21 protein-coding genes are annotated in these 19,287 nt (G+C 70.4%); 10 read left to right on the forward strand and 11 right to left on the reverse strand.

What is annotated here, in order from left to right:
* The first annotated feature begins 11 nt into the window (after positions 1-11).
* The 4 genes from ACFYZB_RS37745 (at position 12) to ACFYZB_RS37760 (ending at position 4,786) form a co-directional block, all read left to right on the forward strand.
* On the forward strand, positions 12-971 hold the full coding sequence (locus ACFYZB_RS37745) for a D-2-hydroxyacid dehydrogenase family protein (RefSeq protein ID WP_388766162.1): 960 nt from the start codon (positions 12-14) through the stop codon (positions 969-971).
* 223 nt (positions 972-1,194) lie between these two features.
* On the forward strand, positions 1,195-2,316 hold the full coding sequence (locus ACFYZB_RS37750; RefSeq protein ID WP_388766164.1) for a hypothetical protein: 1,122 nt from the start codon (positions 1,195-1,197) through the stop codon (positions 2,314-2,316).
* A gap of 720 nt (positions 2,317-3,036) precedes the next feature.
* Positions 3,037-3,690, forward strand: a complete 654-nt coding sequence (locus ACFYZB_RS37755) for a sugar transferase (RefSeq protein WP_388766167.1) — start codon at positions 3,037-3,039, stop codon at positions 3,688-3,690.
* On the forward strand, positions 3,680-4,786 hold the full coding sequence (locus tag ACFYZB_RS37760; RefSeq protein ID WP_388766170.1) for a glycosyltransferase family 4 protein: 1,107 nt from the start codon (positions 3,680-3,682) through the stop codon (positions 4,784-4,786). The genes ACFYZB_RS37755 and ACFYZB_RS37760 overlap by 11 nt, the downstream gene beginning before the upstream one ends.
* A 114-nt stretch (positions 4,787-4,900) precedes the next feature.
* Here the strand turns inward: ACFYZB_RS37760 and ACFYZB_RS37765 are convergent, their stop codons facing one another.
* Together ACFYZB_RS37765 and ACFYZB_RS37770 are read right to left on the reverse strand one after the other, a co-directional pair.
* Positions 4,901-5,182 carry a hypothetical protein gene (locus tag ACFYZB_RS37765; protein WP_351212988.1) on the reverse strand — a complete coding sequence of 94 codons (282 nt, stop codon included), beginning with the start codon at positions 5,180-5,182 and terminating at the stop codon, positions 4,901-4,903.
* An 83-nt stretch (positions 5,183-5,265) separates the two neighbouring features.
* Entirely contained in the window at positions 5,266-6,042 is a 777-nt protein-coding gene (locus ACFYZB_RS37770; RefSeq protein WP_388766173.1) for a hypothetical protein, read from the reverse strand.
* Between the two features lie 501 nt (positions 6,043-6,543).
* On the opposite strand from ACFYZB_RS37770, the gene ACFYZB_RS37775 reads away from it, so the two are divergent.
* The 3 genes from ACFYZB_RS37775 to ACFYZB_RS37785 all read left to right on the forward strand — a co-directional run bounded on the left by ACFYZB_RS37775 (position 6,544) and on the right by ACFYZB_RS37785 (position 8,027).
* Complete coding sequence (locus ACFYZB_RS37775) at positions 6,544-7,005, forward strand: hypothetical protein (RefSeq protein ID WP_351212992.1); 462 nt, start codon at positions 6,544-6,546, stop codon at positions 7,003-7,005.
* Between the two features lie 216 nt (positions 7,006-7,221).
* Positions 7,222-7,515: a hypothetical protein gene (locus tag ACFYZB_RS37780; protein WP_055705018.1), complete on the forward strand. Its 294-nt coding sequence runs from the start codon at positions 7,222-7,224 to the stop codon at positions 7,513-7,515.
* Between the two features lie 218 nt (positions 7,516-7,733).
* Positions 7,734-8,027 (forward strand): hypothetical protein, encoded by a 294-nt coding sequence (locus ACFYZB_RS37785; protein WP_388766177.1) that lies wholly within the window; start codon positions 7,734-7,736, stop codon positions 8,025-8,027.
* 159 nt (positions 8,028-8,186) lie between these two features.
* On the opposite strand, the gene ACFYZB_RS37790 is transcribed toward ACFYZB_RS37785, so the two are convergent.
* From ACFYZB_RS37790 to ACFYZB_RS37830, 9 genes are all read right to left on the reverse strand, one after another.
* Positions 8,187-8,546, reverse strand: a complete 360-nt coding sequence (locus ACFYZB_RS37790; RefSeq protein ID WP_351212996.1) for a hypothetical protein — start codon at positions 8,544-8,546, stop codon at positions 8,187-8,189.
* A 197-nt stretch (positions 8,547-8,743) separates the two neighbouring features.
* Positions 8,744-8,995, reverse strand: a complete 252-nt coding sequence (locus ACFYZB_RS37795; RefSeq protein WP_388766180.1) for a hypothetical protein — start codon at positions 8,993-8,995, stop codon at positions 8,744-8,746.
* 149 nt (positions 8,996-9,144) lie between these two features.
* Positions 9,145-9,483 carry a hypothetical protein gene (locus ACFYZB_RS37800; protein WP_388766183.1) on the reverse strand — a complete coding sequence of 113 codons (339 nt, stop codon included), beginning with the start codon at positions 9,481-9,483 and terminating at the stop codon, positions 9,145-9,147.
* A gap of 129 nt (positions 9,484-9,612) precedes the next feature.
* On the reverse strand, positions 9,613-9,858 hold the full coding sequence (locus ACFYZB_RS37805) for a hypothetical protein (protein WP_351213002.1): 246 nt from the start codon (positions 9,856-9,858) through the stop codon (positions 9,613-9,615).
* A 204-nt stretch (positions 9,859-10,062) separates the two neighbouring features.
* Complete coding sequence (locus ACFYZB_RS37810; RefSeq protein WP_388766185.1) at positions 10,063-11,475, reverse strand: condensation domain-containing protein; 1,413 nt, start codon at positions 11,473-11,475, stop codon at positions 10,063-10,065.
* Positions 11,476-11,676: 201 nt separating this feature from the next.
* Positions 11,677-12,543, reverse strand: coding sequence for a tyrosinase family protein (locus ACFYZB_RS37815; protein ID WP_388766187.1), 867 nt, complete (start codon positions 12,541-12,543; stop codon positions 11,677-11,679).
* Complete coding sequence (locus tag ACFYZB_RS37820) at positions 12,527-13,024, reverse strand: tyrosinase cofactor (RefSeq protein ID WP_388766189.1); 498 nt, start codon at positions 13,022-13,024, stop codon at positions 12,527-12,529. The genes ACFYZB_RS37815 and ACFYZB_RS37820 overlap by 17 nt, the downstream gene beginning before the upstream one ends.
* 130 nt (positions 13,025-13,154) lie before the next feature.
* On the reverse strand, positions 13,155-13,754 hold the full coding sequence (locus ACFYZB_RS37825) for a vitamin K epoxide reductase family protein (RefSeq protein WP_388766191.1): 600 nt from the start codon (positions 13,752-13,754) through the stop codon (positions 13,155-13,157).
* 578 nt (positions 13,755-14,332) lie between these two features.
* On the reverse strand, positions 14,333-14,848 hold the full coding sequence (locus tag ACFYZB_RS37830; RefSeq protein WP_388766193.1) for a hypothetical protein: 516 nt from the start codon (positions 14,846-14,848) through the stop codon (positions 14,333-14,335).
* A 207-nt stretch (positions 14,849-15,055) separates the two neighbouring features.
* Between ACFYZB_RS37830 and ACFYZB_RS37835 the strand changes: the two genes are divergently transcribed.
* From ACFYZB_RS37835 to ACFYZB_RS37845, 3 genes are all read left to right on the forward strand, one after another.
* Positions 15,056-16,975 carry an AMP-dependent synthetase/ligase gene (locus tag ACFYZB_RS37835; RefSeq protein WP_388766195.1) on the forward strand — a complete coding sequence of 640 codons (1,920 nt, stop codon included), beginning with the start codon at positions 15,056-15,058 and terminating at the stop codon, positions 16,973-16,975.
* A gap of 280 nt (positions 16,976-17,255) precedes the next feature.
* On the forward strand, positions 17,256-17,888 hold the full coding sequence (locus tag ACFYZB_RS37840; RefSeq protein WP_388766197.1) for an LPXTG cell wall anchor domain-containing protein: 633 nt from the start codon (positions 17,256-17,258) through the stop codon (positions 17,886-17,888).
* 150 nt (positions 17,889-18,038) lie between these two features.
* Complete coding sequence (locus ACFYZB_RS37845; protein WP_388766199.1) at positions 18,039-19,286, forward strand: glycoside hydrolase family 26 protein; 1,248 nt, start codon at positions 18,039-18,041, stop codon at positions 19,284-19,286.
* Position 19,287: the final 1 nt, after the last annotated feature.

Raw genomic sequence — 19,287 nt, forward strand, 5'->3', positions numbered from 1 at the left:
GGAGAGACGACGTGCGACTTCGCTGTGCGGTGCTGGACGACTTCCAGGGTGTGGCCACCGAGTTGGCCGATTGGTCGGTGATCGAGAACCAGGTGGAGGTCGTCTCGCTGCGAGAGCACCTGGACGGCGAGGACGCCCTCGCCTCGGCGCTCGCGGACTACGACATCGTCGTCACGCTGCGTGAACGCGTCCCCTTCCCCGGCTCCCTGCTCGCCCGCCTGCCCCGGCTGAAGCTCCTCATCGCCTCCGGCATGCGTAACACCGTCATCGACTACGCCGCAGCCGAGGCACACGGCGTCACCGTGTGCGGCACGGAGAGTTCGGGCACCCCGCCGGTCGAGCTGACCTGGGCGCTGCTGCTCGGGCTGGCCCGCGGGATCGTCGAGGAGAGCACCGCGCTGCGCACGAACGGCCCCTGGCAGTCCACCGTCGGCGCCGACCTGCACGGCCGTCGGCTGGGCCTGCTCGGACTCGGCCGGATCGGGAGCCGGGTGGCCAGGGTCGGGCTCGCCTTCGGCATGCGGGTCAGCGCCTGGACCCCGGGCCTCACCAAGGAGCGCGCCGAGGAGGCCGGCGTCGAACTCACCGCCTCCAAGGAGGAGTTGCTCGCCGAGAGTGACTTCGTGTCCGTGCACACGGCTTCCCGCGCGAGCACCCGGGGACTCGTCGGTGCCGCCGAACTCGCCCTGATGAAGCCGACCGCCTATCTCATCAACACGTCCCGGGCGGCCGTCGTCGACCAGGACGCCCTGCTGGCCGCGCTGCACGAGGGCCGGATCGCGGGTGCGGGTGTGGACGTCTTCGACATCGAGCCACTGCCCGCCGGCCACCCGATGCGCACCGCACCACGTCTCCTCGCCACACCCCACCTCGGTTACGTCTCGCACGCCAACTACACGACGTACTACCGCCAGGCGGTGGAGGACATCCAGGCCTACCTGGCCGGATCCCCGACGCGGCTCCTGTCCTGAGCCACCGGCGAAATCCGGCGCACGCCGTCGGCCACCGTCACGGGCACATCCCGTTACGGGAAACCGCCCTTGCGCAGTATGACTTTCCCACCAATCCGACACCCGGCCATCAGAACCGGCCACAACGGGCACTTGTCCCCATGACGTGATCTACTGCCCGTGATCGCCGCCCATGGATGCAGGAATGCGAACGGCAAGCGGTCGGGCGGAGGAGGTCCGGCGCATGAGGACGACGAGCCGCGTCGTGGCGCTGATGATGGCCGGGATGGTGTTGTCGGGGTGTCAGGGAACCGCCACGCTCCACGGACACCGTCATGACGGGGCCGTTCGGAGCGACGGGATCGTCCAGGACGCCCTCAGTCCGTCCGGCACACGGCCCGGGACCGCGGTGACCGCCACCGTACGGCTGCACGCGGCCACATGTATCACGGTCAAGAAGGTGGGCGTGGCCGTCCAGGACGGACTCGAAGAACACCTCGACTACCCCGGCGTGGCCGAGAACGCCCGGATCTGCCCCGACGGCTTCACCTTCACCACCCGGCCCCGCACCTTCCGCGCGGGCACCTACACCCAGTACGCCTATTACGAGGACGAGACCGGCACCCACCCGCTGGGAAGGACCAGGCTCCGGGTGATCTCCTCGAGCCGGAACGCGGATCCGGCCGCGGGGAAGGGACTCGCCTGGGCAGAGGACTTCAACGCACCCTTCACGTGGGGTGACCGCTGGACCCGCGACACCAGCTCCGCCTATGAATACGGAACCCACAACCCCCGGTACTCCAAGCTGGACTGGGTGAATCCCGAGAACGTGCGGATCGCCGACGGCACGGCGACGTTCACCGCTCGGCCCGGCCCGCACACCCTGGAGAACGGCCGGCGGGCCTGGGAGACCGGGCTGATCACCACGGAGGGGTCCCGGGAGGGGTTCCGTCTGCGGCCCGGTGACTACCTCGAGACGCGGGTGAAGCTGCCCTCCGCGGTCGGCGCCTGGCCGGCGGTGTGGACCTGGGTCGACGGCGGCCACGAGATCGACGTGTTCGAATACCATCCCGACGCCCCCGACCTCGTGGAGATGGCGAACCACGTCCGGGAGGCCGCCAATTACGACGTCATCAGTCCCCCGGGCAGCCGGGGCTGGACCCGTATCGGTGTGCGGCTGGGCACCGATTCCGTCGACTGGTACGTCGACGGCGCCCTTGTCTACGAGGACGGGCGCGGAATCGACCCGGGCTGGTCGGCCTACCTGAATATCAATCTCTCGATTTCCTCGGGCGACCTCCACTCCGCCCCGCGCACCACCGACCCGATCACCTTCAGCGCCGACTACGTGCACGTCTTCCGGTGAGCGGGGGTCCGCGCCGGCTTCCCGCGTCAGCTGCCGACGGGGATCGGGGGCGCCGGGGCGGTGCGTCGGCCGGGCGCTGAGGGACGCCGACCCCCGCGGCGATGGCGAGGAGCAGTTGGGGTGCGCGTGCGCAGGGGGCGCGGTCGCAGCGGGTGTGTCCGTGCGTGACGCAGCTGCCAGAACTGTGCACAGGCACGGGGAGTTGGTGGCCGCGGTGCCGCTCGTGCGCGTGCGCCACCTGCCGTCGGCGCCGGCGTCCGCCCGGCCGCCTCCTCGTCCAGGAGCACGTCGCGGAAACCGGTGAGGGCACTACCGATGGCGGCCCCCGCCGACGCACCCGCCCGCGTCCTCGCCGAGGCCCTCGCCTGCCAGACCCGTGACGCTCTGATCGACGTCCGCCAGGTGCGGCCTGGGTGGTGCGGCGGAGGCGACCCTCCGCGATCGGCGCGGGCCGCGCCGGCGACTGGGCTGCTCCGGTGCCCGGAGCGGCCTGAACTCCGGGCGCGGGCAAGGACATCACACCGGGACGGTGGCCCGCGATGCGTCGTACGGGTGTTCTTGCCCCGGCGACGGAATGGGCCGCGGTATGTCGCAGCCGGTCCGCGGCGCCGGGCACTCCTACATTTCTGATGCACCTGTCACATTATTTGGTTCTAATTCGGGAGGAGTAGTGCTTTGGTAGGAGTAGCCCAGGCGCTGAGCGGTGCCGAAGGCTCGGCGGTGACCTCACCGCCTCCGCTCACCGGCGAGACCCGCGTCGAGCGTTCCGCCGGCGCCCGCGCCAAGCGCACGCTCGACGTCGCGCTCTCCGCGCTTCTGCTGATCGCCTTGCTTCCTCTGATGGCGCTCATCGGTCTCGCCGTGGCCGTCAGCAGTGCGGGACCCGTCATCTACCGGCAGGCTCGGGACGGCATCGGGCAACGGCCCTTCACCATGCTGAAGTTCCGTACGATGTACCACAATTCGACCGTTGACGTGGCGGCGCTGCTGCTCGCCGACGGCAGCGAGATGTCCATCTGCACCAAGCCACGGCACGATCCGCGCATCACCCCGGTCGGCCGCTTCCTGCGCAAGACCTCACTGGACGAACTGCCTCAGCTGATCAACGTGCTGCGGGGCGACATGTCGCTGGTGGGACCGCGCCCCAACGTGCGCCCCGAGAACCAGCTGCTGCGCCCGGAGCACCGGGCCAGGCGCCTGTCCGTCAAGCCGGGCATGACGGGCCTGTGGCAGGTCTCGGGCCGCTCCAGCACCACGGCGGACGAGGCGATCCGGCTCGACCTGCGGTACGTCGACCACTGGAGCCTGCAGTTGGACCTGCTGATCCTCCTGCGCACGCTGCCCGCCGTGCTGAGAACCAGCAATGCCCGGTGACCCGCGCGACGCGGCGAAGAACGACGGGCGGCCCGCTGTCCTGCATGTCGCGGAGGCTTGGGGCGGCGGGGTGCAGACGGCGGTCTGCGACTATGTGCGGTCCGTTCCGGAGGTACGGCACCTGCTGCTGATGTCCGAACGCCCCGGCTGCCGGGTCGCCGACACGGACTCGCTCTTCGACGGCGTCTGGCGGATGCCGTCCGGCCATGTCGCGCGCGTCCGCGAAGTGGGCCGGCTCTTCCGTGAGCTGCGGCCGCAGGTGGTCCACGCGCACTCCTCCCTGGCGGGGGGTTATGTGCGCCTCGCCCCCGCCGTGCCGACGGACCGCATCGTCTACACCCCGCACTGCTACGCGATGGAGCGCGGCGACCTCGCGCGGTACGCGGCGGCGGCGGTGCAGGCGGTCGAGCGTGTGCTGTCCCGGCGTACGGGCACCGTGGCGGGTGTCAGCCCCCGTGAGGTCGAGCTCGCTCGCTCGCTGCGCAAGCGCCAGCGCGCCGTCCACGTACCCAACCTGGTGCCCCGCCAGGAAGCCGCGACGGCCGCCCCGCCGCAGCCGAGGACGGAACCCGAGGTGCGCACCGGCGACGGCAACGGTCTGCCGCCGCGGACGGTTGCCGCCGTCGGCAGGCTGTGCCCGCAGAAGGACCCCGCCTTCTTCGCGGAGGCGGCGGCCGAAGGGCGGCGGCTGATGCCGTCGAGCAACTGGATCTGGCTCGGCGGCGGCGAATCCGCCCACCGCGCGCGACTGGAGCGGGCCGGCGTGACGGTCACCGGCTGGCTGGACCACCGCTCCCTGCAGCGACTGCTCGGTCAGGCGGACGTGTACGCGCACACCGCGCTGTGGGAGGGCGCGCCGATGACGCTCCTGGAGGCGGTGGGGCTGGGGCGGCCGGTGGTGGCGCGGCGCATCCCGGCCCTGGAGTCCCTGGGCCTGACCGGTCTGGTCGACACGCCGCGGGACCTGGCGGCGGCGGCCGTCGCCGTACTGACGCACGGTCCCGGTGGGCAGACCGGCGCGCGGCTGGACCGGCTGTTCGCCGAGCACACCCCGGAGCGGCAGCGCATGATGCTGCGGTACGCGTACGGGCAATGACTGATGCCGGCCGTGCGCCGGACGGCGACAGGGCGGGACGCAGAAGAGCGCCGGACTCTCCCCGCGGTCGCGGGACGGGTCCGGCGCTTTCCCTGCCGGTGCGGGGCGACCGGATCAGAGCGCCTTGCTGTTGCACCCCATGTCCGAACCGAGGTGGCTCTGCTGCGCACCCGGGGACCCTTCGCCGTTCAGCAGGTTGCCCGCCAGGCCGTTGACGGCGCCGACCTCGCCGAGCACATCGATGTTCATGTCGTGCGAACGGCACTCGATGCCCTGGGTGACGTCGAGGTCGTCATGGCCCGGCTCACCGTGGGCGAAGGCCGTGTTGAGGCCGAGCGTACCGACGCTGCCGAGGACGGCAGCACCCACGAGGACGGCCTTGTGGAACTTGCGCATTACTTCTCCGTTGGTCGAGCGGATGCGATCTGGGCGTCAGGAGCGGCAGATCGAGTGGGGGCGGCGGACATCGCTGCGAGCGGTCAGCCGAGTCGGGGCAGGCCCAGTGAGCCGACGGGAGGCGCCGCGACCTGTCCGAGGCCGAGCCCGGGAACCTGCGGTGCGTCGGTCGGCGCGACCAGCGGGTTGACGAGCGGGTTCACCTGAGGGTTCACCGACGGGTTCACCTGCGGGGCGACATGCGGCGGGCCGTCCGCCGCGCCGAAGGTCTGGGGCATGGCGACCTGCGGGGCGACCCGTGGCATGACCTCCGGCGCCGACTGCGGGCTGACCTGCGGCACGACCTGCGGCGCCGACTGCTGGGGGGCGGCGGCCTGCTGCGGGGCGTACGACGGGCCGGAGGCCTGCGCGGCACCTCCCGACGAGGCCGAGGCGGAGGCGATGGCGGTGTGCTCCTGCGGCGGCGCCGGTGGCGGCGGCGGAGGGGCCTGCATCATCGGCGGGGAGTACGGCTGCGGAGCGGTGGCCTGGGCGTTACCCGTCGAGCGGGACACCGCCTCGGCCTGCGGACCGCTCGGCTGCGGCGCCGCGTACTGAGGAGCCGCGTACTGCGGCGGCGCGTACTGGGGCTGGGGGTACTGGGGCGCCGCGTACTGCGGCGGGGGGTACTGCGGCGGCGCGTACTGGGGCGGCGGGTACTGCGGCGCCGTGTACATCGGTGCGGGGTACTCGGGAGCCGATGCTGGAGCGGCACCGCTGTACCCCGCGGGATAGTCGGCGGCCTGGCTGACGCCGGCGCCGATGGCGGACAGACCGCCGGCCGCTGCTGCGACGAGCGCGGCCTTGTGAAGCTTGCGCATGGAACCCTCGGCCCTTCAAATACCTGTACAGGGAAATCCGTTGTATTCGGTGCGGTCTCACGTGTGCACAGTCTGATGTTCGTACTGCACCGCCACGGCGATAACTTCCGGGCTGCACGCGGACTTTCGCCGGAGCGGGCAGCGAATTCCCTTGTCCTCCGCGATCCATGATCGCTGCCCTCTCCCTGCTGGCAACGACTTCTCCCCCACCCCGGTCACGGGACCGGAAACCGTGTCACCCATTTGCCATTGACCGGGGGATGCGCCGGACCAGGGTGACAGAGGGGCCCGGGACACCATTCCGAGGCACACGGAGCCTGGGGCAAATGGGTGACCAGGGCCCGGCATCCGTATCCGTTCACCGCTTCCCTCGTTCCCCACTGGGCCAGGGCGATGGTCCGTCGCAGCCGTACAGGGCAGCAGGAAACAGCAACACCGACACCAACTCGTCAGCATTTCCCATACGTTCCGTGCACAGGTCAATGAAGGGCCGAGGGTTTCATGCGCAAGCTTCACAGGGTCGCGCTCGTCGTCGCCGCAGCCGGCGGTCTGTCCGCCGTCGGCGCGGGCCCGAGCGACGCCGCTCCCGTCTACGGCGGTGGTGTTCCGCTCCCCTATTCGCAGCCGGATGCCCAGGCGGCCTCGGCGACCTCCTCCCAGGCCAGCGTGCAGTCCTACGGCTCGCCGACGGCCCCGCAGCGGGGTGCTGACGTCACCCCGCAGGTGAACCCGACCCTGAGCCCGCAGATCAACCCGCAGATCTCCCCTCAGGCGACGCCCGGTTCGGGAGGCGGCCTGGCGGGCCAGACCAACCTCTTCCGTCCGTCCCAGGAGTGCAGCCCGCAGTCCCTGCTCAACGCGGCCGTCCCGGTCGCCCTGCTCGCCGCGTCCGAGACGCACGGCATCGAGTGCACGCAGGCCAACTACCAGTCCAACGCGCTCGCCCACGCCAGCGCGCACTAGGACCACCGGACGACCGCAGGCCGACGCCCGCACTGGCCCTTCGAGGAGCACCCTCGAAGGGCCCGTCGGTATGCGTACGGCTTTCGGGTGCTTTCACGTGGAGATCAAGAAACCGGCGCGTCGCTGTCCGCTTTGGGTTATTTCCTATTAATCTCCGTGACTGTAAGAAAGCGATCTGTGACAGATCGTGATCACCTTCACTCCACCGGAGAAGACATGCACAAGCTTCGCAAGGCCGCCGTTCTGATCGCCGCCGTCAGCAGCATCGGACTCGTGGGCGGCACCGCCCACGCAGGCGGCCAGGAAGGCGGCGGCAAGGGCGGCGAGGGCGGGCGCTTCAGCGTCCTGCAGAGCTCCAACTGCAAGTCCCACGACCTGAACCTGGACGTCCTCGGCGAGGTCGGCATCCTCAACGGCCTGCTGGGCAACGCGCTCAACGGCGAGGGTGACCCGGGCGCCCAGGCCACGCACATCGGCTCGACCATGGGCTGCAACAACAGCGCCTTCTAAGCTTCCGTCGCATCAGCGACAAAGCAGAAAATAGTCCCGGCATCGAGCCCCAGGCCCGATGCCGGGCCTTTTTTGTGCGCCTGTGAGCATTCAGGGTGACAAGAATTCGGAATTCGGCGCGTCGCGGGTTGCCCTCGGATATTTCCTATTAGCCTCCATTACCGCACGAAGTCGATCTCTCACGGATCGCATCCACTTCACTTTCCACCGGAGAAGACATGCACAAGCTGCGCAAGGCTGCCGTCCTGGTCGCCGCCCTCGGGAGCGTCGGACTCCTGAGTGCCGGCGCCGCCCACGCCGACCAGGGCTGGGGCAAGGGCGGCAACGGTCCCCGCTTCAGCGTCCTGCAGAGCACCACCTGCAGGTCCCACGACCTCAACGCCGACGTCCTCGGCGAGGTCGGCATCGCCAACGGCCTGGGCGGCAACCTGCTGAACGGCGAGGGCAACGCCGGCGCCCAGTCGTCGAACCTCGGCTCGTCCATGGGCTGCAACAACAGCGTCGGCAAGTAAGCCGGGCTTTCGTCCCCGGTACCCCGGCAACAGGCCGGGGTACCGGGGACTTTCACGTCGGCGGACGGTCTCTCTCCACCGGGGAAACCGAAATACCCGGCCAGAAAAGCGAAATGCCGGACCGGGAACGATCCCGGTCCGGCATGTGCCGGTCGCGCGTCAGAACCCGAAACGCAGTTTGTCGAACCGGGGCTTCTTGAAGCCCTTGGGCAGCTTCAGATGGTTGGAGCAGTCCATCACCTGCCCGACGTGCGCGGATCCGCCGTCCAGCAGTGAGCCGTCGGGAAACACCACGCGCGGCCGGTCGGCCGTCAGGCAGTCCTGCGTCTGGTCGATGAAGTGCTTGCCGTGCTCGTTGGTACGGGTGTCGCTCTTGCGCATGCAGACGACGCCGCCGGTGGCGGTGGTCCTGCACTCGCCGCCGGGTTCGTCGGCGTACGCGTGTGCGGCACCGGCGCAGAGCACGGCGATACTTCCGACGAGCCCCGAGATGGTCGCGGCCTTCTGTCGAGTGAACATGTGGTGCATTCCTTTGCAATTGAGTGCAGGAGGCGAGCGGGTGCCGCAATTGGCGCAGCCCGGACGCGCTCCCTGAGGGATCTGCCGCGCGTCCGGGCTGCCTACGCATGGGGGGTGTTACTCAGCACACCGGTGAACAAGCCGAGTTGGTCCGGGACAGGAAGCTCCAGTTCGTGCGATGTGCCAGTCGTCCTGAATTACTGGGCGTCGCTCGGAGCGGCGTACTGGCCGTAGCCCTCCTCGGGCGCACCCTTGTGCTCGCCGCCCTTTTCGTCCGAGTTGTAACCGCCCCACGTGGCCACGGCGTTGGCCGACGAGTTGGCCACAGCAGTGATCGTCGGAGGCTCGGTGTCGTGGTCCTGGCCGCCGGCGAAGCTGACGCCGATGCCGAGGGTGGACAGCCCCGCAACCGCTGCCATTACGACCGCAGCACGCTGAAACTTACGCATGGTTTGACCCTTTCTTAACCCGGGCGGACAGCCCTGGTTGACTACTTGCTGTGAGCTTATACACACAGCCCGTAGCAATTTGGGATCTTCGCCCCATACGTCGTGTCGGCTCATCACACGGCGTCATTCACCGGGTTCCGTCCTGATAATCAGACCAGACCGGCAAACTCCCCATTTCCGTCAGCCTTGTCGGGCGCTCCCGATGTCGTGTTGGAACACGTCACCTGGGGCCCGATCTTCATCGACCCGCCCCCCAGGGCGGCGGGCACGCTGAAGGGCTGCGTCGGCAGGCAGTTCTCGTAGTGGGGGATCTGGCCGTCCTCGGGGATCTCACCCTGGATCCGCTGGACGCAGCTGACGTTGCCCAGGATGTCGCGCGTGCAGGTACCCGGTCCCGCCGCGGTGTGCGCCTGGGCCACGCCGGCGCAGGTCACGGCGAGACCGCCGATGAGCCCCGAGACGGCCGCGATCTTCTTCGTGCTGAACATGGCTTGCGTTTCCTTTGTGAGGGGCGCCAAGCACCGTGCGCCACCAATCAGCCGGGCGTGAAGGGAACCCCTCGGGGAATGACCCGAAGGGTTCCGCGGAAGGCGTCGCGCAGGAGGACGCCGTCGACCTCAGTGGCCGGTGAAAGCGTTGTTGAACTGGCCGCAGGTGGTGTCCAGGGTCTGGGCAAGCCCGAGCACGCCGATGGGGAGATCGTTCTCGGCCACCGTCTGCGGGCTGCACTCCTGGTAGGGACGGTAGAGGTCGTTCACCTCAAGACCGCCGTGAGCGTAGGCGGTACCGGCGCCGGCACCGACGGCGGAGAGACCGCCGGCCGCCGCGACTGCTGCGATCACGACCTGCTGAAGCTTGCGCATGGAACCCTCGGTTCTTCATTGCTTGACGTCGAGGCTGATTGCCTACCGTGACTTGCTGAACACTACCAGTAGCCAAGTGTCGTATTCCACTTTGGCGGATATCCGTGTCTAAAAGGGGACATGAGGGCACGGGCTCTTCCGAAGAATCGCAACTGACGCCGCATCGCCGCGAATTGACATCAGGTGCGCCAACTCCCCGCGGTATTAAGAAAATGTCGGCTCCGCTGCCCGATGACAGCGGTCCGCCGGCACGGACACCACGAGGTCCCGCAACCCCTCGATGTACCGGCGCATGTTCTTGTACGCGACGTCGGTGTCCGGGTAGCGGCAGGCGAACCACAGACCCTCGTGCAGCCGGGTGATCCAGGCGCACACCTGGTCGCCGTACGACACCCGGATCAGCCCGTACGCCTTCTGCTCGGTCCAGTGGGCCGAGCCGGGGACGAGGCGGGCGTCCGTGTACGAGACGATCGAGTACATGTCGGGCGACGTCGGGCGGAAGTCCGCGCCGAGCAGGCGCAGCACCCGGGCCAGCGGAATGCGGGCGAGCGACCGGTTGGCCTGCAACTCGGCGCGGACCGCGGCGAGCGCGCCGTCGAAGTCCCCGGTCGTCGGCACCTCGATCGGTGCGCCGCCGACGTACCAGCCGACGGAGTCCGACCAGGCCGACTTCACCCGGGTGTGGAACGGCACGACCGTGCGGTAGACCGGCTGCCCGCCGAGCTGGTGCACGAGCAGGCTGGTCGCGGCCAGCACGCCCACCATGCTGCCGCCGTAGGGCCGGCAGTACGCCTCGAACGCGGCGGCGGCGTCCGCGTCGACGAGCGGCTCGCGCAGGAGCTTCTGGGTGGGCAGTGGGTCACCGGGTCGCACCCCGAGGTCGACGGGGAAGTCCGGGAGCTTCCCTCCGCACCGGCCGATGAACTCCCGCCAGCGGGCGACGATGGCGTGGGTGCCGTCGATGTCGTCCGCGTTCGCCCGTTCCTGCTCGCAGAAGTCGACGTAACTGCCCACCCGCGTACCGGCCGTGGACCGGCCCGTGGTGCCCGCCAGGTACAACTCGTGGATCTCGTCCGGGATGCGGTAGAGGGAGTAGGCATCGACGTTGGTGTGGTCGAACGCCAGGTACACGCTGGTGGAGTCGTCGCGTACGACGGCCGCGTAGATCAGGTTCGGCCAGCCGAGCGCGTCCGCCGCGACGTCGAATCGGTCCTGCAGATAGCGGACCAGCGTGTCCGCGTCGGAGAAGTCACCGACCACCTCGCGGCGCAGCGTCACGTCGCCCTCGTCGAGCGTGAACCGGTGCATGTCCTCACCGGCCCACCTGAAGCCGCTGCGCAGCGTCTCGTGCCGCAGCGTCCAGCCGCGCAACGCCTCTTCCAGCGCGTCGAGATCGGCTCGGCCCGGCAGATCGAACGCCGTACCGATCCAGGTCGGCACGAACAGACCGTCGTCGCGCACCGAGCGCGCGGTTCTGATGTGCGACTCCTGGATGTACGCCGGCGGCCGCGGGTCGGGGGGCAGCGCTGTCGCGGCCGCGACCGTCGCCGGGCTGTACGTCCACTCGACGAGGCGTCCGGGCCGGACTTCGCAGCGCTGAATGTCAGAAATTCGCACGGGGGCGTCTCCTTCGCAGAAGACTCAGACTTGATCACGGGGAGGCCGTGCGCGAGCGGCGGTTGCCGTGTCGCCGGTTTTTCAGCGGGACGTGTGAGGACTCGAACGGCGAAGCGAGCGGCGCCGGTTCAGGGCACCCGGGGAAGAGCGCCGCACCTGGCACGGCGGAGCTCTTCCCGTGGCGCCCGTCCGGAACCGGTCTCACTCGTACCGGTAGATCCCGCTCAGGTCCTCCAGTTCGTCGGGGGTCACGTCCCACGGCGGCATCCGCTCGTACCGGGCCACGACCCGGTCGTACTGGGCGTCGTCCTCGCCGGGCGGGTCGGCCGGGAGGTAGTGGTGGCCCCGGTGCCGCTGCTGCCAGCGGGTCCACTGCAGGTCGACGAAGGAGTGGTGCAGCCAGAAGACGGGGTCGTTGACGGCGGCGCCGCCGAGCATCACCCCGCCGATCCAGCGGTGCACCCGGTTGTGGTTGCGCCAGGAGACACTGCCCCGGCCGGGCCCCCAGCCCTCCAGCTTGTTGCGGAAACCCGTGCGCACCGTGGAGTCCCAGGGCGCGGCGTCGTAGACGGGGTCGGCCAGCGCCGACTCCAGGTCCCGGCCGGTCGGCAACTGGATCGGGCTGCGGGAGTGGCCGAGGTCGCGGGTGAGGTACTGCACGTCGGTCACGTTCTCGGTGATCTTCCAGTGGCCGGCCCGGTAGGCGAACGGGCCGGTCGTCACCTGCTTGTCCGAGCGCCGCCCGTTGCCGCCCATCAGGTCGTCGGTCCACGGCAGCGCGGTGGCCGTGCGGTCGCGGGTCCAGTCCCAGTACGGCACGGTCACCGACTCGTCCACCCGGCGCAGCGCCCGCTCCAGTTCCAGCACGAGCTTGCGGTGCCAGGGCAGGAAGGACGGCGTCATGTGGGCGGTGCGCAGGCCGCGTTCACCGTCGGGGGCGTTGTACTCCATGTGCATCCGCACGAACTCGTCGTACTCGCCGCGCCGTTTGACCGCCAGCAGGGCTTCCACGAACCGTCGCCGCTCACCGCGGGTCAGTCTGCTGACGTTCTTACGCGTGTACGTCATGCCCGCCTCCTTCGTGCATCGGCATCCCGCCCATCGGTCCCGGTGCCAGGTCGCGCAGTTGCTCCTGGGGACCCAGCTCGTCGACCGCCGCGCGGGCCGCGGCGAGCGGGGTCGGGTACGAGCGGTAGTGGTCGACCATGCTCAGCCAGCTGCCGTCGGCGCGGCGCATCAGATGCAGCGGGCGGCCGTCGATCGTGACCTCCCACTGACCGGCGGCGGCCCGGCGGCCGGTGTGGTTCTCGACGCCGCGGATGTGGCGCCCGCGGTAGGTCTCGTCGAAGGCACCGGCCTGCCGGTCGTCGTCCGGGATGCTCGGGGACCGCTCGCAGGCCACGGCCAGCGGGACGGAGGCGACGCCGACGGCCGAGCCGAGCAGCCTGCGCGTCACCTCCCGCCGGGTGCTCTGCCCTGGCCGCGCTCCGCCCGCGACCGGCGTTCCGCGCTGCCCGTTCACCGGGGCCGCGCCGACCTCTGGAATCATTGCTCACTCCTCGTCCGGTCAGGTGTCCGAAGCGGTAACCGCCGGACTGCCCTCCCGGTCACCGCAGTGCGGCCGGTCCGGTGACGAGAAGCGCGGAAGCCGGCGCCTCGGTGGACGGGTGCCGGAACCCTCAGCTGGTCCAGAAATCCCACCAGCGGGTCAGAATCAGCATGCCGACGACGCCGGTGTGCAGCAGCGGCAGCACCCAGGTGAACTCCGCGAGGAAAGCCCGCAGCGGGGCCGGCGCGGGCAGGAAGCGGTGTCGTACGGCGAAGGAGGTGACGTACCAGAACATCAGGATCGTGGCGACCCAGGCCAGACAGCACCACAGGCACAGCGCGTTGATCCGGTACAGCGACTCGAACTGCAGCCACGACACGAACCCGATCCCGAACAGACAGCCCGCGTCGAAGGTCAGCCAGTACCAGCGGGGGAAGGCGGCGCCTGCCAGCAGGCTCATGCCCACGCAGATCACGACGCCGTACGCCACCAGGCCCAGCATCGGGTTGGGGAAGCCGAAGACCGAGGCCTGCGCGCTCTTCATGACGCTGCCGCAGGACACCACGGGGTTCAGGCTGCAGCCGGGCGTGAAGTTCGGGTTCTTCAGCAGCTTGAACTCGTCGAGGGTGATGACCCAGGAGGCCAGCAGCCCGGCCGCGCCGGCGAGGACCAGGAGGAGCCCGAACCCACGGCTGCCACCCGCCGCCCCGGGCGTCTGCGCCGACGCCATCAGGCGCCGGGACCGAGGGAAGGGACAGTGGCGTGCAGCGGTGCCCTCGGGCCCGGCCGGACGGGACTGCCCAGGCCGGCGGGGTGGAAGGAGCACGTGTCGCCGGAGGTTGAGGTCACCGCGCGACCTTATCGGCACCCCGCTGGACACCCCGGTCGGCGGCTCACCCGACCGGTGGAGTGCGACCGGCGCTCCACACGATCGGGGGACGCCGGACGAGCGTGCCGTGTCGCCCGCCGGAACGTCCGGCACCCCACGGATGCCCGCTGCCGTACCGGCCGACCCACCCGACCGGGACCGGGCAGGCCACCTCACGGCGCCCACCTCCCGGCCCGACCGGCCACCCCGGGCCGCCTGCCTCCCAGATCGGTCGGCCACCTCCCGGATCAGGCAGGGCGCCTCGGGGTGTCTTACTTCCGGCTCAGGCAGGTCCCGGGGCGCCCACCTCCCTGGTCGGCCGGCCACCCCGGGCGCGCCCGCCATCGGATCGGGCAAGCCGCCTCGGGCCGCCTGCCTCCCGGCTCGGCGGGGCGGGATGTGCCGGGTGAGCCGGCCCGGCCGGATGCGGTGGCCCGGCCCTACAGGCCCAGCAGATGGGTGAGGAGGCCGAGGAGGCCGGAGAGGACTCCGTGGGCCGCTCCGGTCACCTGGTCGCCGTCACCGTCGGTGGCGGCCTTCTGCAGGGTGTCCAGCGCCTTGTCGAGCGTTGCTTGCGCCTCCTTCACGCTCTCGTCGCTGTCGGTCCTGCCGAGCGAGCCCGCCGAGCCCGTGGCGGGGGCCGACGCGGCCGCCTTGGCCACGGCTTCCTTGGCGGCCTGGACCAGCTTGTTCGCCTGGTCGGCGGAGAGCTGGCCCTTGTCGGCCTTGAGCACGGTGTTGAGCAGGGTGCTGACCGGCTCGAGCACGGTCCCGAAGTGGCCGAGGCTGCTGACGTTCACGAGGAGCTTGTCCGCACCGGGGACCGGCGCCTGCACCGTGGTCCGGGTGTGCTCCGGGGCGGAGTCGGCCGCGAAGGCGGCCGGGCCGGCGACGCCGGCCAGCACGGCGGCGCAGAGGGCGGTGGACACGATGCGTCGAACGGGTGGAACCCCCATGGATGTTCCTTTCGCTGGTGAACGGGATCTTGTGCCCACCGTGAAATCGCCCGCCGCACCCCGCAACCGATCGAGCGCGTTCCGGTGAACCACCCGTCCGTTCGGGGCACGACTTCCGCATGCCGGGCCCATTGACCATCCGCTACGCACGAGTAAGTTGACTCTTCGGTAAGTCCGCGTCAGCCGAGCCGCGACCGGGGAGCCGTGATGGGCGTACGCAGGGATCTGAAACGGGCTCAGCAGCGCACCGACCTGGCGGCGCGGGCGCGTATCGAGCTGATCAGGGACGCGAGCGGCACGGTGCGCGAGGTCCGTACCGCTGCGCTCGCGCCCGGCGGCGCCGGCGGCGCCATCGCCGACATCCCGTTCACCAACGCGGCACAGGCGCCCGACTCCGCGGTCCTGCGCCGCCGGGAGCACGGCACCTGGCACCGGGTGACCGCCGTGGCCTTCGCCCGCGAGGTCACCGCCGTCGCCAAGGGGCTGATCGCGGCCGGTCTCGAACCCGGCGGCCGCGTCGCCGTGATGTCCCGCACCCGCTACGAGTGGACGGTCCTGGACTTCGCGATCTGGGCCGCCGGCGGGCAGGTCGTCCCGGTCTACGCCACCTCTTCCGCCGAGCAGGTGGAGTGGATCGTCCGCGACTCCGGCTCCCGTCTCGTCGTCACCGAGACGGACGAGAACGCCGGGACGGTCACCACCGCCACGGCCCGCCACCCCGCTCAGCCGCGGGTCCTCACCATCGACGCGGGCGCGCTCGCCGACCTCACCGCCCTCGGCCGGGACGTGCCCGACGAGGAGGTCACCAAGCGCCGTACGGCCCTGACGCCCGATGCGGTGGCCACGATCTGCTACACCTCCGGCACCACAGGACGGCCCAAGGGCTGCGTGCTCACCCACGCCAACCTGTACGCCGAGGCGGCCAACACGGTCGAGCTGCTCCACCCGGTCTTCCAGGAGGTCACCGGCCAGGTGGCGGCCACCCTGCTCTTCCTGCCGCTCGCGCACATCCTGGGCCGCACCCTGCAGATCGCCTGCCTGCTGGCCCGGATCGAGCTGGGCCACTGCCCGAGCCTCAAACCGGACGAACTGCGCCCGATGCTCAAGGAGTTCCGGCCCACCTTCCTGGTCGGCGTGCCGTACCTCTTCGAGAAGATCCACGACACCGGGCGCGCCACCGCCGAGCGGATCGGCCGGGGTGCGTCCTTCGACCGCGCGGACCGCGTCGGGGTGCGCTTCGGAGAGGCGTACCTGGACAAGTTCCTCGGCACGGGCAAGGGCCCGGGGATCGGCCTGTACGCGGCCTGGGCGCTGTACGACCTGCTGGTCTACCGGCGCATCCGCAAGGAGCTCGGCGGCCGGATGCGCTACGCCATCAGTGGCGGCTCCCCGCTCGACCGCAACCTCAACCTCTTCTTCTACGCGGCCGGCATCATCGTCTACGAGGGCTACGGCCTGACGGAGACGAGCGCCGCCGCCACCATCGTCCCGCCGCTGAGGCCGCGTCCCGGCACGGTCGGCCTGCCGGTCCCCGGCACCGCGGTCCGCATCGCGGACGACGGGGAGGTCCTCGTCAGGGGCGGGGTGGTCTTCGAGTCGTACTGGAACAACGCGGCGGCCACGGACGACGTGCTCGCCGGGGGCTGGTTCGCCACCGGCGACCTGGGTTCGCTGGACGACGACGGCTATCTCACGATCACCGGCCGCAAGAAGGACATCCTCGTCACCTCCGGCGGCAAGAACGTCTCCCCGGCCGTGCTGGAGGACCGTCTGCGCAGCCGCCCGCCCGTCGGCCAGTGCCTCGTGGTCGGCGACGGGCGCCCCTTCGTCGCCGCCCTCGTCACGCTCGACCCGGAGGCGGTGGCCCACTGGCTGTCGGTCCGCAAGCTGCCACCGGACACACCGATGTCGGAGCTGGTCCGCGACCCGCGGATGCGCGCCGATGTGCAGCGGGCCGTGGACTACGCCAACGAGGCCGTCTCACGTGCCGAGTCGATCCGCGCCTTCGCGCTGGTCGAGGGGGAGTTCAGCGAGGAGAACGGGCTGCTGACCCCGTCCCTGAAGGTGAAGCGGCAGGCGGTGACGACCGCGTACGCGCAGGAGATCGAGGCACTGTACGGCGGATGAGCCTTTCGGGCCGCGCAGAAGCGGCGTTCGGGTGAATTAACCGGCATATCCCCTCTTCCGGTTTCTTCGGGTGTCCATATCTCGTTCACAGTCTGCAGGTCGTGGCACGCGTGAAGCCCCCTCCATCGGGCTCCGTGGCCGGCGTCCGATTCCCCCTGAGAGGAAGACAACGAGAGTGCGACAGACCCTGAGCAAGGGATTGGTCGTGGCTGCCGCCGCGACAAGCGCCCTGTCTCTGTACACACCATGGGCGTTCGCGGACTCCGATCCGTTTTCGACGGTGACGGACTCGCGCGCCGCTGCACCGACCGCCAACATGGCGGACGAGGACGACGCCGACGGGGACTTCCCGGGCATTGCGAGCGCCATGAGGGCGATCGAGCAGGCGCAGGACGCCGTACAGATGGCGCACAGGGAGGCCACGATGGCGGCCCCGGAGGCCCCCGCGGCCGTACCGAGTTACCAGCACTCCTCCGGGGGCGGGGACTACGGCGACGACGAGCCGAGCCACAAGCCCTCCCGGAGCTACGGAGACGACGACGAGCAGAGCCACGGGAGCTCGGGGAAGTCCGGGAGCTACGGCGACGACGACAAGACGGGGTACGGCAACTCCGGAAGTTACGGCGACGACGAGTCGAGCCACGGCAGCAGCTACGGCGACGACGAGCACTGCGGGTGCCACGACGAGGAGGAGAAGCCGCCGCCGCACCGCCACCACGTGAACCCGCCGCCGCACAAGCCGGAGCACAAGCCCCACAAGCCGCCGCACCACCACAAGCACCACCACCACAGGCCCCCGGAGATGGCCCACACCGGATCCGAGGGCACCATCGCGGCCACGGCCGCCGGTGGTCTGCTGCTGGCCGCCGGAACCGTCCTCTACCGGCGGGGCCGGGCCGCTTCCCGCCGGTAGTACGCCCGGGTGCCGGACGCTCCGCGCCCGGCACCCGCCGCTCACGCTTGTGGCCGATCGGCGCCGAGTCGCTCAACTCCATTGGTGCAATGAGCGTATATATGGCTGTGCCCTGACAATTGGGGCATAGCCGCACCAAAGGAGTGGGGAATGACGTCCGAGTGCCGCCGGCCCCTGAGGCGAATGGCGTTCATCGCCGCCGGCGTGTGCGCGGCGGCGGCCTTCATTCCCAGCCCGGTCCTCAAGGGCGACTCCGCGGCGGACCTGCTTGCGCGGCCCTGCGCGCCGGTGGCGCGGTCCATGCCGTCGGCCGTGTCCCCGCAGGAACGGTCCGCCGGCCCCATCCCCTCGGCCTGCCCTGCCGACGCGGCGGCGGTTCCGTCCCCGGGGGCGGCGACGCTGCCGCCCGCGTTCGGCGCGTACCTCAACTACGGGCCCCTCGGCGTGCAGGAGATCCAGGGCCTCAGCGACTGGCTCGACCACGCCGAGGTGCGCGTGGGCCACACCTATCTGCCCGGCGACCTGTGGAGCAACATCGAGGGCGCGCACAACTTCCTGGACAGCTGGGCCCAGTGGCGGCGCGCCAAGGACGACCGGCTCCTCGTGGTCAACGTCCCGATGATGGAACGCAACGAGGCACACCTGTCGGACGCCGAGGTCGGACAGCTGCTGCAGCGCGCCGCGAGAGGCGAGTTCGACCAGCACTTCCGGGTGCTCGCCGAACGGCTCGTCGCCCTCGGAGCGCCGGACACGATCCTCGTGCCCGGCTGGGAGATGAACGGCATCACCTACACCCACCGCTGCGGCCCCGACCCGGCCGACTGGAAGACGTACTGGCGGCGCATCGTCACCGTCATGCGCTCGGTGCCGGGCCAGAAGTTCCGGTTCGACTTCACCCCGAACCGGGGCGCGGACGCGGTTCCGTGGCCGCAGTGCTACCCCGGCGACGACGTCGTCGACATCATCGGCATGGACTCCTACGACCAGCCGGAAGGCGTCACGTTCGACCAGCAGGTGTCCGAGCCCTACGGCCTGCAGTACCAGGTCGACTTCGCGCGGACGCACCGCAAGCCGTTCTCGTACCCCGAGTGGGGTCTGTTCCGCAACGGCGACCACCCGATGTACGTGCTGCGCATGCTCGCGTGGATGGACGAGCACAAGCCGCTCTACCACTCGATCAGCGACTACTGTCCGCACGGCGTGTGGCTGTGCTCCGCCAATCCCCGCTCGTCCGCCATCTACCGGGCGCTGCTGTCCGACGGCCCGGCGCCGGGTCCCACCCCGGACCCGATGCCCCAGCCGCCCGCCTCCACGGCGCCGACACCCCAGCCGCCCGCCCCCACGACGCCACCGCCGCACCCCTGCGGCCTGTGCCGGCGGACGGGGAACCCGCACTAGG

This window comes from Streptomyces sp. NPDC001852 (assembly GCF_042891825.1).
GTDB lineage: Bacteria > Actinomycetota > Actinomycetes > Streptomycetales > Streptomycetaceae > Streptomyces.

Coding starts and splice junctions, on each gene's coding strand:
- ACFYZB_RS37800 (WP_388766183.1), bottom strand. CDS start 9,483: ATGTTCAGCACGAAGAAGATCGCGGCCGTCTCGGGGCTCATCGGCGGT.
- ACFYZB_RS37775 (WP_351212992.1), top strand. CDS start 6,544: ATGCGCAAGCTTCACAGGGTCGCGCTCGTCGTCGCCGCAGCCGGCGGT.
- ACFYZB_RS37805 (WP_351213002.1), bottom strand. CDS start 9,858: ATGCGCAAGCTTCAGCAGGTCGTGATCGCAGCAGTCGCGGCGGCCGGC.
- ACFYZB_RS37770 (WP_388766173.1), bottom strand. CDS start 6,042: ATGCGCAAGCTTCACAAGGCCGCGCTCGTCGCAGCAGCGGCCGGCGGT.
- ACFYZB_RS37780 (WP_055705018.1), top strand. CDS start 7,222: ATGCACAAGCTTCGCAAGGCCGCCGTTCTGATCGCCGCCGTCAGCAGC.
- ACFYZB_RS37815 (WP_388766187.1), bottom strand. CDS start 12,543: ATGACGTACACGCGTAAGAACGTCAGCAGACTGACCCGCGGTGAGCGG.
- ACFYZB_RS37845 (WP_388766199.1), top strand. CDS start 18,039: ATGACGTCCGAGTGCCGCCGGCCCCTGAGGCGAATGGCGTTCATCGCC.
- ACFYZB_RS37795 (WP_388766180.1), bottom strand. CDS start 8,995: ATGCGTAAGTTTCAGCGTGCTGCGGTCGTAATGGCAGCGGTTGCGGGG.
- ACFYZB_RS37835 (WP_388766195.1), top strand. CDS start 15,056: ATGGGCGTACGCAGGGATCTGAAACGGGCTCAGCAGCGCACCGACCTG.
- ACFYZB_RS37825 (WP_388766191.1), bottom strand. CDS start 13,754: ATGGCGTCGGCGCAGACGCCCGGGGCGGCGGGTGGCAGCCGTGGGTTC.
- ACFYZB_RS37820 (WP_388766189.1), bottom strand. CDS start 13,024: ATGATTCCAGAGGTCGGCGCGGCCCCGGTGAACGGGCAGCGCGGAACG.
- ACFYZB_RS37785 (WP_388766177.1), top strand. CDS start 7,734: ATGCACAAGCTGCGCAAGGCTGCCGTCCTGGTCGCCGCCCTCGGGAGC.
- ACFYZB_RS37760 (WP_388766170.1), top strand. CDS start 3,680: ATGCCCGGTGACCCGCGCGACGCGGCGAAGAACGACGGGCGGCCCGCT.
- ACFYZB_RS37830 (WP_388766193.1), bottom strand. CDS start 14,848: ATGGGGGTTCCACCCGTTCGACGCATCGTGTCCACCGCCCTCTGCGCC.
- ACFYZB_RS37765 (WP_351212988.1), bottom strand. CDS start 5,182: ATGCGCAAGTTCCACAAGGCCGTCCTCGTGGGTGCTGCCGTCCTCGGC.
- ACFYZB_RS37790 (WP_351212996.1), bottom strand. CDS start 8,546: ATGTTCACTCGACAGAAGGCCGCGACCATCTCGGGGCTCGTCGGAAGT.
- ACFYZB_RS37750 (WP_388766164.1), top strand. CDS start 1,195: ATGAGGACGACGAGCCGCGTCGTGGCGCTGATGATGGCCGGGATGGTG.